Origin of the sequence: Kocuria sp., from assembly GCF_030530945.1 — a bacterium.
Taxonomy (GTDB): Bacteria; Actinomycetota; Actinomycetes; order Actinomycetales; family Micrococcaceae; genus Kocuria.
The window spans coordinates 414,341-428,461 of record NZ_JAUMTZ010000001.1 but is presented as its reverse complement, the minus strand read 5'-3'; the positions used below and the strand labels follow the sequence as shown (position 1 = coordinate 428,461).

General features: G+C 71.8%; 11 protein-coding genes and 1 tRNA gene. 9 read left to right on the top strand and 3 right to left on the bottom strand.

What is annotated here, in order from left to right:
• Positions 1-148: 148 nt before the first annotated feature.
• From Q4A22_RS01950 to Q4A22_RS01940, 3 genes are read right to left on the bottom strand one after another with little or no spacing between them, the layout of a single operon-like run.
• Entirely contained in the window at positions 149-1,063 is a 915-nt protein-coding gene (locus Q4A22_RS01950; RefSeq protein WP_303176835.1) for a hypothetical protein, read from the bottom strand.
• 2 nt (positions 1,064-1,065) lie between these two features.
• Positions 1,066-1,545: a RidA family protein gene (locus tag Q4A22_RS01945; protein WP_303176834.1), complete on the bottom strand. Its 480-nt coding sequence runs from the start codon at positions 1,543-1,545 to the stop codon at positions 1,066-1,068.
• A gap of 23 nt (positions 1,546-1,568) precedes the next feature.
• Positions 1,569-1,763, bottom strand: coding sequence for a DUF4177 domain-containing protein (locus tag Q4A22_RS01940; protein ID WP_303176833.1), 195 nt, complete (start codon positions 1,761-1,763; stop codon positions 1,569-1,571).
• 118 nt (positions 1,764-1,881) lie between these two features.
• On the opposite strand from Q4A22_RS01940, the gene Q4A22_RS01935 reads away from it, so the two are divergent.
• The 9 genes from Q4A22_RS01935 to Q4A22_RS01895 form a co-directional block, all read left to right on the top strand.
• On the top strand, positions 1,882-4,023 hold the full coding sequence (locus Q4A22_RS01935) for a transglycosylase domain-containing protein (RefSeq protein ID WP_303176832.1): 2,142 nt from the start codon (positions 1,882-1,884) through the stop codon (positions 4,021-4,023).
• The gene (locus Q4A22_RS01930) at positions 4,023-4,946 is read left to right on the top strand and encodes a metallophosphoesterase (RefSeq protein ID WP_303176831.1); all 924 of its coding nucleotides are present in this window, start codon (positions 4,023-4,025) and stop codon (positions 4,944-4,946) included. The genes Q4A22_RS01935 and Q4A22_RS01930 overlap by 1 nt, the downstream gene beginning before the upstream one ends.
• A gap of 8 nt (positions 4,947-4,954) precedes the next feature.
• Positions 4,955-7,999, top strand: coding sequence for an FAD-binding and (Fe-S)-binding domain-containing protein (locus Q4A22_RS01925; protein WP_303176830.1), 3,045 nt, complete (start codon positions 4,955-4,957; stop codon positions 7,997-7,999).
• Between the two features lie 141 nt (positions 8,000-8,140).
• Positions 8,141-8,214 (top strand) — tRNA-Pro (locus tag Q4A22_RS01920).
• Between the two features lie 250 nt (positions 8,215-8,464).
• Positions 8,465-9,907 carry a hypothetical protein gene (locus tag Q4A22_RS01915; RefSeq protein ID WP_303176829.1) on the top strand — a complete coding sequence of 481 codons (1,443 nt, stop codon included), beginning with the start codon at positions 8,465-8,467 and terminating at the stop codon, positions 9,905-9,907.
• A 124-nt stretch (positions 9,908-10,031) separates the two neighbouring features.
• Complete coding sequence (gene pelF / locus Q4A22_RS01910) at positions 10,032-11,738, top strand: GT4 family glycosyltransferase PelF (protein WP_303176828.1); 1,707 nt, start codon at positions 10,032-10,034, stop codon at positions 11,736-11,738.
• Positions 11,735-12,799 carry a putative glycoside hydrolase gene (locus Q4A22_RS01905; RefSeq protein ID WP_303176827.1) on the top strand — a complete coding sequence of 355 codons (1,065 nt, stop codon included), beginning with the start codon at positions 11,735-11,737 and terminating at the stop codon, positions 12,797-12,799. Before pelF ends, Q4A22_RS01905 begins: the two co-directional genes overlap by 4 nt.
• 38 nt (positions 12,800-12,837) lie before the next feature.
• Positions 12,838-13,695, top strand: coding sequence for a PhzF family phenazine biosynthesis protein (locus Q4A22_RS01900; protein WP_303176826.1), 858 nt, complete (start codon positions 12,838-12,840; stop codon positions 13,693-13,695).
• The coding region (locus tag Q4A22_RS01895) for a thiol-disulfide oxidoreductase DCC family protein (protein ID WP_303176825.1) at positions 13,692-14,121 on the top strand (430 nt) is incomplete at its 3' end. The genes Q4A22_RS01900 and Q4A22_RS01895, both read left to right, overlap by 4 nt.

Sequence of the window (14,121 nt, the reverse complement as noted above, 5' to 3'; positions counted from 1 at the left end):
GTGGTCACGGCGCATCGTCTTAGGCGAGGCGCCCCAGGCGCGGCCTCCCAGGGGTGGCGTCCCAGGCGTGGCCTCCCAGGATGTCCGGGACGGACGGAACAGGACGGGCGGTGCGGGGCGGCTGCAGGTGCGGGCGATCCGCGGGGGCTCAGGCGTCGAGCACCAGGACGGGTTCGCCGTCGCGCAGGTCGAGCCGGGGGCTCCTCACCCGCAGGTCCCGGCGGGCGGCCAGGAAGGACACGGCGGAGCCCGCCTGCGCCACGGCCTCCACGGCGCACTGCACACCCGGGGTGGTCAGCTCGTTGAGCTCGAAGTGCCGGGGGTCGTCGGTCTCCGCCGAGTCCTCGGCCTGGCGGCGGAACAGCTCGGGGACCGGCGTGGACCACGGGTCCGTGAGCAGGGCCCGCGCGTCCACCCAGCCGAGCCACGCCCGGTTGCGCTGGGTGGCCAGCGGGCAGACGCGCTGCCCCACGGGGACCGCCGCGGCGAAGAAGTGCAGGTCCACACGCTGGTGCACGAAGTCCGAGGTCACCCAGTGGGACAGCGGCCGCAGGCACTCGCTGTGGAACACCATGCGGCGCCGGGCCAGCAACCCGGCGAAGGAGACGTCCTGCGCGGCCAGCTGCTCGCGCGAACGCATCCAGTCCGCGCCCTCCACGCTCTCCGCCACACCGTGCGCGTGCGCCCCGGCGAAGAGGACACCGGACTCCACGAAGGTCTTCCGGGCGGCCGTCACCACGCTGCGCCGAGCCAGGCCGATGTCCTCGGACAGCAGCCGGTGCGCCCACTGCGCGGAGGAGGGGCCGCACCAGTCCAGAGGCTCGTCGTCGGAGACCTCTGTGATCCCTCCGGGGAAGGACAGCGTGCCCATGGACCGGTGCCGCGGGCGGTGCAGCATGAGGGTCTCCACCCCGTTCTCGCCGTCGCGCACGAACACCGTGGCCGCTCCGTGGCGCGGCGCGGAACCGTGCAGGCCCAGGCCGCGCTCGAGCCACGCCCGGGCGGCCTTGGAGTACTCCCGGGGCACCGTGAAGATGCGCTCCCCCGGTTCGTGCGGCGTCATGCTCAGTGGAACTCGACGAGCAGCTCGACCTCCACCGGGGAGTTCAGCGGCAGCACGCTCACACCCACGGCGGAGCGGGCGTGCACCCCGGCGGGCCCGAAGACCTGCCCCAGCAGCGAGGAGGCGCCGTCCACCACGGCGGGCTGGCCGTGGAAGTCCGGGGCCGAGGCCACGAAGCCGGTCACCTTCACCACGCGGCGGATCCGCTGGAGGTCCTCGATCTGCGACTTCACCGCGGCGAGTCCGTTCAGCGCGCACTGCCGCGCGAGCTCAGCCGCCCGCTTCGGGGACACGGTCCCCGCGGCACCCGAGTCACTGACCACTCCGGTCTCCGGCAGCGCACCGGACACCAGCGGCAGCTGCCCGGCGGTGTACACGTGGCACCCGCTCACCACAGCGGGGGCGTATGCCGCCAGCGGCTTGGCCACCTCCGGCAGCTCGAGTCCCAGCTGCGCCAGGCGCTCCTCGTACGTCTCACCCACGATTCCGCTCTCCTTCCCCGCCGTCAGTTCTTGGGGCGCTTGAAGTAGGCGATCGGGTTGGTCTGGGTGGGGGCGGTCATGTTGCCCGCCGGGGTGTCCGCGGCCTGCGTGCCGGGCAGGACGGTCACGAGCTCCCAGCCGTCCTCCCCCCAGTTGTCCAGGATCTGCTTGGTGGCGTGGATCATCAGCGGAACGGTTGCGTACTCCCAAGTGGTCATGGCCCCCACAGTACTGGCTCCGCCACGCCGTGGTCCCCCTGCGGATCCCCCGGGAACACAGTGTGACCGCACCCTCTCCCGGCCGGGCCCAGCCGGGCCCGGCTTGTACACTGGCGCAATGGCATCTCGCAACAATTCGGGCTCCCAGCCCACCTCGGTACTGGGCAACGTCGTGGCATTCATCGCCGTGGCAGTGGTTGCCGGGGTGGTGGCGGCCGGGCTCCTGGTTCCCCCCGCCGCGGCCGCAGGTGCGGCCGCCAACGCGTCCATCGGCTGGTTCAAGTCCCTCCCCGCGGACATGGAGGCGGGACCGCTCTCCCGCAGCTCCACCGTGGTGGCCAAGGACGGCTCGGAGATCGCCACGTTCTTCGCGCAGAACCGGGACCCCGTGCCGCTGGACCAGATCTCCCCCAACATGCGCAAGGCCCTGCTGTCCATCGAGGACCGTGACTTCTACGAGCACGGCGGCGTGGACCCGTGGGGCATCGTCCGCGCGATCGGCAACAACCTCCTGCGCCCCGGCAACCGGCAGGGCGCTTCCACCATCACGCAGCAGTACGTCAACAACCTGATCATCGACCAGCAGGTCCGCAACGGTGAGCAGGCCAGCACCATCGGTGCGGACAAGGGCGTGGTGGACAAGATCAAGGAGATGAAGCTCGCCCTGTCCATGGAGCAGGAGAAGTCCAAGGACGAGATCCTGGAGGGCTACCTCAACGTGGTGCTCTTCGGCGGGTCCAACTACGGCGTGGAGGCCGCCTCCCAGTACTTCTGGGGCATCCACGCCTCTCAGCTGAGCGTGGCGCAGGCCGCCACCCTGGCGGGGATGGTGCAGTCCCCCAACTACTACAACCCCCAGGTGAACCCCGAGGCCTCCACGCAGCGGCGCAACGTGGTGCTGGGCACCATGGTCCAGACCGGTGCCATCACGCAGCAGCAGGCGGACGCGGCGGCCAAGGAGCCCATGAACCTGAGCATCCACACCACCAGTTCCGGGTGCACGGCGGCCAAGACGGCGCCGTACTTCTGCGACTACGTGGAGAACCAGGTGATGCAGTCGGATGCCTTCGGCACCACGCCGGAGGAGCGCCTGGCCACGCTGCAGCGCGGCGGGCTGACCATCCGGACCTCCCTGGACCCCAAGGCCCAGGAGGCCGCGGAGACCCAGGTCAACACCACCCAGCCCAAGGACAACAACCCGGACAGCGTCTCCACGGCTCTGATCTCCCTGGAGCCCAGCAACGGCCACGTGGTCTCTATGGCGCAGAACACCAACTACTCCGCCGCGGAGGGTGACGCGAACACCACCTACAACTTCAACGTGGACAGCTCCGCGGGCGGCGCCGGCGGCTTCCAGGTGGGCTCCACGTTCAAGCCGTTCACCCTGGCCCAGTGGATCAACTCGGGCAAGGGTGTGAAGGCCAGCATCGACGCCACTCGGCTGAGCTACCCGGCGGACTACCACTGGAAGGCGTCCTGTCTGCCCAACGGGTACAAGATCGAGCCCGGCACGAACGGCAGCGGCCTGACCTTCCAGAACGCCGAGGAGGGGTACAACAAGGTCATGGACGTGGACTACGGCATCTACAACTCCATCAACTCGGCGCTGTACGCCATGGCAGCGGATCTGGACCTGTGCCAGATCGGGGACATGACCAAGGCACTGGGCATCCACGACGGAAAGACCGGGGACCCCGTGGACACCACCGTCCTCTCCTCGCTGCTGGGTGGTTCCGTGGACATCTCGCCCATGACCATGGCCCGGGCCTTCTCCGCCTTCGCGAACGACGGCGTGATGTGCGAGCCCCGCGCGATCACGGGCGTGAAGGACTTCAGCGGCAAGACCTACGACGTGCCCGGTGACAAGTGCCAGCGTGTGATCAAGAAGGAAGTGGCGCAGGGCGTGAACTACGTCCTGCAGCAGGTGCTGGTGCGGGGCTCCGGGTACCAGCGCTCCATCGGCCTGCCCGGCGCGTCCGCGGCCAAGACCGGTACCACGGACAACTCCACCCAGACCTGGATGCTCGGCTACACCAAGGGTCTCGCCACCGCCTCGTGGGTGGGCAACTACCAGTCCGGCTCACGCTCGCTCAACGGGCTCAGCATCGGCGGCAAGACCGGCGGGTCGGGCACCGAGTGGGTGGACGGCGCCACCTACGCCGGTGGCCAGTGGCAGAACTACATGAAGGCTGTCGCCCCGAACTACGACACCTCCGCGTTCTCGGCCCCGCCGGCCAGCGTCCTGTCCACGAACAAGTGATGCACTCCTCCACTGCACCTGCCCCAGCCCCGGTCGCCCGCGTCATCGCGGGGGCCGGGGCGGGCCTTTTCGCGCTCGGTGCGGGCACCCTCGGGTGGGCCGTCCTGGTGGAGCGGCGGCGGTTCCAGCTGCGCCGCGAGACCGTGCGCGTGCTGCCTCCGGGTTCACGGCCGCTGCGGATCCTGCACATCTCGGACCTGCACACCGTCCCGGGCCAGGAGGCGAAGAAGCGCTTCGTCCACTCCCTCGCGGCGCTCGAGCCGGACCTGGTGGTGGACACCGGCGACAACCTCTCCCACCTGCGTGCCCTGCCGTACCTGCTGGAGATCCTGGAGCCCCTGTTCCGCTTCCCCGGCGTGTACGTTCCGGGCTCCAACTGCTACTTCGCCCCGCAGCCCAAGAACCCCCTGCGCTACCTGTGGCGCAGCACGGCGGGCGAGACCCGGGCCGAGGCCCCGCGCCTGCCCACGGAGGACATGCACCGCGCCTTCGACGCGCGCGGCTGGACGGGGCTGATCAACCGCTCCGCGCGGCTGCGGGTGGGGGACACGGTCGTCGACTTCTCGGGCGTGGACGACCCGCACCTGCACTACGACCGCCACCCCGGCTTCCCCGCGGGCCAGGGCTCCCCCGCGGACGTGCGGATCGGTGTGGCCCACGCGCCCTACCTGCGCACCCTGGACCGCTTCGCTGAGGACCGCGCGGACGTGGTCTTCGCGGGGCACACCCACGGCGGCCAGGTCTGCCTGCCGGGTGGACGTGCCCTGGTGAGCAACTGCGACCTGGACCCCGCGATCTGCAAGGGTCTCATCGACCACCACGGCATGCCCGTGAACATCTCCCAGGGGCTGGGCGAGTCCCGCTTCGCGCCTGTGCGCCTGTTCTGCCCGCCCCAGGCCGTCCTGGTCACCCTCACGGACTGAGGTTCCGCATGACACCGCCGCGCCTTCCGTTCCCCCGTCCCCGTGCGCCGCGCGGACCCGGTGGGTCGTCCGTACTCGGTCGGCAGACCACGGACGACGCCGCACCCGACCCCGCGGGGCAGGGCACCGGGACGCCCCTGGAGCGCGCGGTGCGGGAGGTCGAGCGGAGGTGCGGCAGCGGCGTCGTGGTCCGCGGGGAACTGGAGCGGCGGGCGGTGGCCCACGACGCCTCGCACTACCTCCTGCAGCCCCACGCGGTGCTGCGCCCGCGGAACGAGGCCGAGGTGGGGGCGGTCTTCGCCGCCGCGGCGGCGAGCGGCGCGGGGCTCACCCTGCGCTCGGGCGGCACGTCCCTGTCGGGGCAGTCGGTCACGGGCCAGCTCCTCGTGGACGTGCGGCGGCACTTCAAGGACGTGGAGGTCCTGGACGGCGGCACCCGGGTGCGCGTGCAGCCCGGCGTCACCGTCCGCCACGTCAACGCCCGCCTGGCGCCGCACGGGCGCGCACTGGGCCCGGACCCCGCGAGCGAGACCGCGTGCACCCTGGGCGGTGTGATCGCGAACAACTCCTCCGGGATGGCGTGCGGCACCGAGTTCAACACCTACCGCACCCTGGAGTCCATGGTGCTCGTGCTGCCCTCGGGCACGGTGCTGGACACCGCCGCCCCTGACGCCGCCGAGCTGCTGCGGGCACGGGAACCCGCCCTGGTGGCGGGTCTGCTCCGGCTGCGGGACCGAGTGCGGGGCAATCCTGACTCGGTGCGCACCGTCCGGCGGCTGTTCGCCATGAAGAACACCATGGGCTACGGCCTCAACTCGTTCCTGGACCACGAGGACCCGGTGCGGATCCTGGAGCACCTGATGATCGGCTCGGAGGGCACCCTGGGGTTCGTGGCCGCGGCCACCCTGCGCACCGTGCCGGTGCACCCCCACGTGGCCACGGGGCTGCTCGTGTTCCCCACCGTGGTGGCCGCCACGAACGCCGTGCCGGAGCTGGTGGACTCCCGGTGCGCCACCCTGGAGCTGCTGGACGCCACGTCCCTGGCAGTCTCCCAGCGCACCGGACTGGCCCCGCCCGCCATCATGGACATCCCCGTGGACCAGCAGGCCGCACTGCTCGTGGAGTACCAGCACGACACGCAGGAGGGCGCGCGGGAACTGGCGGACGCGGCGTCGCGCACCTTCGCGTCCCTGGACCTGACGGGTCCCGTCTCCCTGACCACCGATCCCCGCGAGCGCGCCGGCCTGTGGACCGTGCGCAAGGGGCTCTACACCACCGTGGCGGGCAACCGGCCGCAGGGCACGAACGCGCTCCTCGAGGACGTGGTGGTGCCGGTGGCGCAGCTGGGCGCCACGTGCCAGGAGCTCACCGGGCTCTTCGCCGCGCACGGCTACCGGGACTCCGTGATCTTCGGCCACGCCAAGGACGGCAACGTCCACTTCATGCTCAACGAGCAGTTCGACGACCCCGCCCAGCTCGCCCGCTACGAGCGGTTCACCGAGGAGATGGTGGACCTGGTCCTGGGCCGCGGCGGGTCCCTGAAGGCCGAGCACGGCACGGGGCGGATCATGGCGCCGTTCGTGCGGCGGCAGTACGGGGACGAGCTGCACGCGGTCATGGTGGAGCTCAAGGCGCTCATCGACCCCGAGCACCGCTTCAACCCGGGCGTGATCCTCACCGAGGACCCTCGGGCCTACCTGCGGGACCTGAAGACCGCCCCGCCCGTGGAGTCCGAGGTGGACCGCTGCGTGGAGTGCGGGTACTGCGAACCGGTGTGCCCCTCCCAGGACCTCACGCTCACACCGCGCCAGCGCATCGTGGGCCGCCGGGAGATCGCCCGGGCCGAGGAGCGCGGGGAGGCCGGGCTGGCCGCCCGGATGCGCCGCGAGTTCGACTACGCCGGGCTGCAGACCTGCGCCGTGGACGGCATGTGCGTCACGGCGTGCCCCGTGCACATCAACACCGGTGACCTGGTGCGCCGGCTGCGCGCGGAGAACCACTCGCGGGTCGCGGACCTCGTGTGGGGAGCCGCGGCACGCTCGTGGGCCGCGACCTCCGCGGGCGCGGCCTTCGCGCTCACGCTGGCCTCGCGCATGCCCGCCGCGCTGCCCGTGTCCGCCACGGGTGCCGCCCGCGCCGTGCTCGGGGCGGACACCGCCCCGCGCTACAACCCCGCCCTGCCGCCCGGCGGCCACCCCCGCTCCCGGCTGACGACGCCGCACGGAGCCTCCCCTGCCGCGCCTCCCGTCAGGGAAGGGGCGGGGCGCGCGGGAGGCGAGCGGGCGGCGTCGTCCGCCGCGGACCCCTCGCGGGGCACGGACGCGGCGAGAGCGCCGCGCGCCGTGTTCTTCCCCGCGTGCATCGGCGCCATGTTCGGAACCGCCACCGGGTCCGGCCCGAGCACCTCCGAGGCGTTCCTGCGGCTGTGCGGGCGCGCGGGCGTGGCCGTGCGCGTCCCCGAGGGCATCGACGGCGCGTGCTGCGGCACACCGTGGAAGTCCAAGGGCCTGCCCACCGGATACGCCACCATGTCCGAGCGGACCCTCGGGCTGCTGTGGGAGGCCACCGAGCGCGGACGGCTGCCGGTGGTGTGCGACGCCTCCTCCTGCACGGAGGGACTGGAGACCATGCGGGGCCTCGCCGAGGGCCACCCCCGGTACGGGGCACTCACGTTCGTGGACGCGGTGACGTTCACCGCCGAGCACGTGCTCCCCGGCCTGGAGCCGGCGTCCCCGCTGGAGACCCTGGTGCTGCACCCCACGTGCTCCGCGGTGCACCTGGGCATCACCAAGGACCTGCTGCGCGTGGCGGACGCGTGCGCGCGGGAGGTCACGGTGCCCACGTCCTGGGGCTGCTGCGGCTACGCCGGGGACCGGGGGATGCTGCACCCGGAGCTCACGGCGGCCGCCACCGCGCCCGAGGCCGCCGAGGTCCGCTCCCGCGACTTCGCCGCCCACGCCTCCCTGAACCGCACGTGCGAGCAGGCCCTCACGGAGGCCACGGGGAAGCCCTACGAGCACGTCCTGCAGGTGCTGGAGCGGGTCAGCCGCTGACGGCCCCGCCGCGGAGACCATGACACCGGGAGCACGGGCCCGGGTTGCGGGACACCTGACTGCGAAACCCGGGGATTTCACATTCTCCGAGCCCGCCCGCTATGCTGGAGCAGTTGTTCGCGGGCCCTGCCCGCACGACGCCGGGATGTGGCGCAGCTTGGTAGCGCGCGTCGTTCGGGACGACGAGGTCGCAGGTTCAAATCCTGTCATCCCGACTCGAATCCCCTTGCTCCTCCGCAACCGGAGCAAGGGGATTTTTTCGTGCCCGGAGCCCACCGTGCACGTGCGATGAACATCACGCGGTCGGAAGCGCAACAGTGGGCAACATCCGCCTCCATGCATTACCGCTCCCCATTTACGACTGCTAACGTAGGTGGTCAGGTGACCATTTGATCGCCTTCACACACATCGGACGCCTCCCCACCACGGGGGTCAGGGACGCGCCCGATTTCCACGGGGGAACACATGAGCTCTGTCCAGTCCTTGGTGCACGACACCTTCAGCAGGGTAGCCACCCTCACCACGGCGGTGGCGGCGGTGCTCGCGGCCCTGGTGCCGGCGGTACTGCGAGGTCTCTCCGACCGCGGAGACCTCCTCCTCAGCATCCTGGGCGCAGTGGTGGTCCTGCTGGCCCTCGCCTACATGCTCCAGCGGCGTCGGAACCCCGTGCGGGAAGCGGACACACAGCCCGGGACCACCGAGCGCGGCGGGATGCAGCTGCTCCTCTACCTGTCCCCGGTGATCTTCCTGAACATCGTGTTCCCGCTGGTCAGCCCGGCGATGGCCCGTTCCACGGTGGGCGGGGTGCAGATGACCCACGTGGTGCTCGCCTCTTCCATCACCGTGCCCTGGCTGGCGCAGGCGGCGTGCATGCCCGCCTACCGCGCCGTGGGATCCCTCATGGCCGAGCGCAACATGGCCGCGATCACCCGCCGGTTCTGCCAGGTGTGGCCCGCCATGTTCGTGCAGGCGCTGCCCTTGATCCTCGTGTTCGCCGCCGCCCTGTGGCTCGCCACCGGGTGGTCCGCGGGCGCCATGGGCGCGTACATCGCCCTGTGTGCCGCCCACGTGCTGTTCGTGCAGTCCCTGGTGCTGGCGAACATCGGTGAACGGCGCGGCCTGTGGGCTGCGGCATGGGGTGCCTACGCCCTGGCCCTGGCCGTCGCACCGACCCTCTGGATCCTGCCCCCGCTCGTCGCCGCGGCCACCCAGCTCGCGGCCCTGGGCCGGCAGCTGGGCCATCTGCGCCACTACGAGCGCCTGGCCACCCGCGACTTCACCGCGGACATGGTCCGCGGCCTGCTCCTCGGCGCGGTGCTGTGGGCGGACAAGTTCGTGCTCTTCCTGGCCACGGACGGCGTGTTCGAGGTGGTCGTGGTGTTCATGGCCATGCTCCCCGCCGTGCTCGCGTACAACTTCTACTTCGTGAACCTCGCACCCCGGGTGGACCGGGCCGTTTCCGGGCTCCACCGCGCCATCGAGCACGAGCCCCTGACCTCCCTCTCACGCAGCTCCTCCTCCCTGACCCGGGTGGTGGACCGCTCCGTGCTGCTCACCGCCGCGGTGGGCATGGTCCTGACCCTCGGCGCCACGCTGCTGCTGGGCGGTCTGCAGCCCCAGAACGCCGTGCTGGCCGTGGCCGTCTCGGTGGGCTCCTGGGCCTTCATGGTGCTGACCCTGCTCAGCTACGAGCTGGACTACATCGGCGAGCGCGTCACGGCCCAGGTCCTGGGTGCCGCCCACCTGGTCGTGGCGGTGCTCGCCTTCACCCTCGCGGGCACCGCCGCCGCGTACGGCCTGCTGCTGCTGGCGGACGTGGTGCTGATCGTCGTGGCCTGGAGCCGCTACCGGCGCACCTGGACCCAGCCCGAGTACACCCTGTTCTGGCGTCACGCCATCTCCTGGTGATCCCTCGGCGGCACGCCCGCCCCTCACGACGCCGCCCCAGGGGCGTCGTCCCGCAGCGCCCCGCTCCTGCCCGGGCCGCACCTCTTCCCAGCCCTTCCTCCACCCACCCGAGGAGTCCCTCGTCATGCGTCTTTTCTCCCAGCGTCCCCTGCGCCACGACCCCCGGCACCGGCTCACGACCGCCGGCGACGCCCCCACCGTCCCGGCCGCCGAGGTGGAGCACTCCCGGCAGTTCGAGGACGTGGACGTGGCCATCATCATGGAGTCCACCTACCCGTACCTCAAGGGCGGTGTCTCCGCGGTGGTCCACGACATCGTCACCGGCAACCCCGACCTCAGCTACGGAATCATCCACATCGCGTGGGACTCCGAGCAGCCGCGCGAAGACCTCTACGGGATGCCCGAGAACGTGAAGTGGGTGCGGGTGGTCTTCCTGAGCATGCAGGAGCACCGCCACGACTTCATGGCCGCACGGCCCGCGGACCTGGGCATGACCTCCCAGGAGCGAACGCAGCTGTCCCACCGGATCTTCGACGCCCTGTACGCGCTGTCGGAGGAGCGGGAGGTCGCCCCCCTGTGGGACCTCGTGGACGAGGGGTTCAACGAGCGCACGCGCGAGTACCCGCTGTGGGCCGTGCTGGGCTCGCAGGAGTTCATGGCCGCCCTCACCCAGCGCATGCCGCAGCTGAACCTGTCCCTGTCCGACTCCTTCTGGCTGCTGCGGGGCTTCTTCTCCCTGGCCTTCGCCATCCTCTCCGAGACCATGCCGCGGGCGAAGGTCTACCACGCGCACACCACCGGCTACGCGTCCCTGCTGGGCGCGGCGGCCGCCCGCGACCACGGCACGTCCTTCCTGCTCACGGAGCACAACCTGTACGTGCGGGACACCGTGAACACCCTGCTGGAGCGCAACATGGCGCTGTCCATCACCTCCGAGGACTACCGCACCTTCGACGTCCCTCCCGAGCAGCGGGCGTGGATGGCGTGGTGGATCGAGATGGGCCACTTCTGCTACCCCAGCGCCGAGGTCATCACGTACCTGTACCCCACCGCCATCACGGAGGCGGCCTCCCTGGGCACGGACATCGACCGTTCGGTGGTGCTGCCCAACGGCATGGTCATCGAGGAGTTCGAGCAGAAGTACCACGCCCGTCAGGCGGTGCTGGAGGAGATCGTCCGGGACCCGGCCGCGCACACGTGGCGGCTGGTGTACATCGCCCGCGTGGTGCCCATCAAGGGCCTCATGGACCTGCTCTCCAGCCTGGACCTGCTGCGCCAGTGGGGCTTCCCGAACGTGCACCTGGACGTGCTGGGCCCCACCGAGCACGTGCCGGAGTACTACGAGGCGTGCCTGGAGAAGATCGAGTCCCTGGGGCTGCAGGACATGGTCACCATCCACGGCACGGTCAACGTGCGGGACATCCTGGAGCGCTTCGACCTGCTGGTGCTGCCCAGCTACAACGAGGGCCAGCCGATCGTGGTGCTCGAGGCCATGGCCGCGGGCATCCCCACGGTGGGCTCCGAGGTGGGCGGCATGGGCCAGCTGGTCCGGGACGAGCTGCGCACCGCTGACGGCCGGGAGTGGGGCCCGTGCGGTGAGCTGCTGGCTCCCGGGGACGTGGAGGCCATGGCCCGCAAGGTGCAGGCCGTGATCGGGAACCTGGACACCTACCGCTCCTACGCGCTGAACGCGCGGGGCCGGGTGGAGGACTTCTTCCAGCTGCACGAGGTCATGGCGTCCTACAACAGGATCTACCGCATGCTGGGCGGGATGGACGGGCGCAACTACGAGTACGCGGGGTCCACCAGTTCGGCGGAGTCCCGCCGGTGAGCGGGGTGGGCGCCTGGATCCGCTACGGCGATCCGGTCACCCCGTCCCAGGTGGACTTCGCGGTGGAGCACTACCGCGCCGCGATCCTGCAGCCGTGGGAGACCGCGGTGGCCGCGGAGCTGAAGGCCCGCAGCCCCGGGATGACGGTGCTGTGCTACAAGTGCCTGTCCTCCACACGCAGCTACGAACCGGGCCCGGTCTACAGCTCCGGGGTCTCCCACGCGGAGGCTCCCGAGCAGTGGTTCGCCCACCGGCTGGACGGTGGGCGGATCCAGTGGCGGGGCTACGGCGGCCACTGGCAGATGGCCCTGTGGGAGCCCGCGTACCGCGAGCGCTGGGTCGCGAACGTCACGGCGGAGCTCGCGGACTCGCCGTTCGACGGCGTGATGGCGGACAACGACGTCTTCGACGACTACTACGGCCTGGACCTGCCCCTGCAGGGAATCGCCGAGATGGCGGAGATCCGCGCGGCCGCCGGGGAGCTCGTGGCGGCTGCGGGCGCGGCGCTGAACGCGCAGGGCAAGCTGCTGGTGCCGAACATCGCGGAGTCCCGCCGGGAGCCGGGGCGGTGGCGGGCGCACGCGGCGTACGGCGGAGGTTTCGAGGAGGTCTGGCTGGGCTACGGCCCGCAGAACCTCTTCGACCCCGTCACCGCGCAGGCGCAGCTGCCCCAGCTGGACGGCCCCGGGATCACCATCGTGCGGGTTCCCACGGACGGGGACGACCACCACCCCAACATGCTCTACGGGCTCGCGGCGTTCTGGATCTTCGGCGGGGGCCGCGGCGCCTACACGGCCACGGCGCACGACGACTACAGCCGCACCCAGCACGTCCCGCAGCTCGACTGGGACCTCGGGGCGGCACGCGGGGAGCCCCGGCGCCGCGGTCAGGCGTGGTCGCGGGAGTTCGAGAACGGCTGGGCGGCCGTGAACTTCCACTCGGACGGGCGGCGCCGTCGGCGGTTCCCCGTGCCCCGCGGCATGGTGGACGCCCAGGGCGCCCCGGTGGGCAGGCACGTGGTGGTCCCGCCGCACCGCGGGGTGCTGCTGCGGCGGGGCTGATCCACCACACGCGCCGCCGCGCGTGGTGGAATCGGGGCATGACGACACCCGCACCCCGTTCCCGCCCCTTCGCGCAGGTGGACGTGTTCTCCGCCGAGCCCTGCCTGGGCAACCCCGTGGCCGTGGTGCTGGACGGCGCCGGCCTGACGGACGAGCAGATGGCCCGCTTCGCCCGCTGGACCAACCTGTCCGAGACCACGTTCGTCCTGCCCGCCACCTCTTCCGAGGCCGACTACCGGCTCCGCATCTTCACACCCGACCGAGAGCTCCCCTTCGCGGGGCACCCCACGCTGGGCTCCGCCCGGGCCTGGCTCGCCGCCGGCAACGCCCCGCGCACCCCGGGCCGCCTGGTCCAGGAGTGCGCGGCGGGCCTGGTCCGTGTCCACGTCTCGGACGACGCCGCCGAGCTCGCCTTCGAGGCCCCGCCCACCGTCCGCTCGGGGGACCTGGAGCCGGAGGTGCTGCGGGCCGTGGCCACCGGGCTGGGCCTGCGCGACGAGCAGGTGGTGGCGCACCAGTGGGTGGACAACGGCCCGGGGTGGGTGGCCGTCCTGCTGCCCTCGGCGCAGGACGTGCTGGCGCTGGAGCCCGACTACACCGCCCTCGGTGAGCACAAGGTGGGCGTGGTGGGCCCCACCGCCGAGGACTGCGACCACCGGTTCGAGGTGCGCGCGTTCGTTCCCGGGCCGGAGGGGTACGAGGATCCCGTGACCGGCAGCCTCAACGCGAGCCTGGCCCAGTGGCTCATCCGCACGGGCCGGGCCCCGGCCCGCTACGAGGCCCGGCAGGGGACGCGGAAGGGCCGGTGCGGCGTCGTCCGCGTGGACTCGGACACGGACGGTGTGCGCGTGGGCGGGCGGTGCACCGTGTGCATCCTCGGCGAGGTGACCCTGTGAGCCCCCGGCTGCACGTGGTCTTCGACGGCCGCTGCGGGTTCTGCACCCGCTCGGTGGGGTGGGTCCGGCGCCTGGACCGGCACGGGCGGATCGAGCTGCACGCGTGGCAGGAACCGGGTGTCCTGGAGCGCTTCGGGCTGACCCCGGAGCAGGGCGACACCTCCGTGTGGGCCATCCCCGCCAGGTGTGGCGCGGAGGCTCCCGCACGTGGGTCCGCTCACAGCGGCGCCCGCGCGGTCGCCGCGATCCTGGACACCGCCCTGGGCACCCGATGCTTCGGCGCCCTCTACGACCTTCCGCTGGTGGGACGCGTCCAGGAGGGGATCTACCGCTGGGTGGCCGCCCACCGGGGCGGCTTCCCCGGCGTCACCCCGTGGTGCGAGCAGCACCCCGGGCGCTGCGGCTCCGGTCACTGCGGCTCTGTTC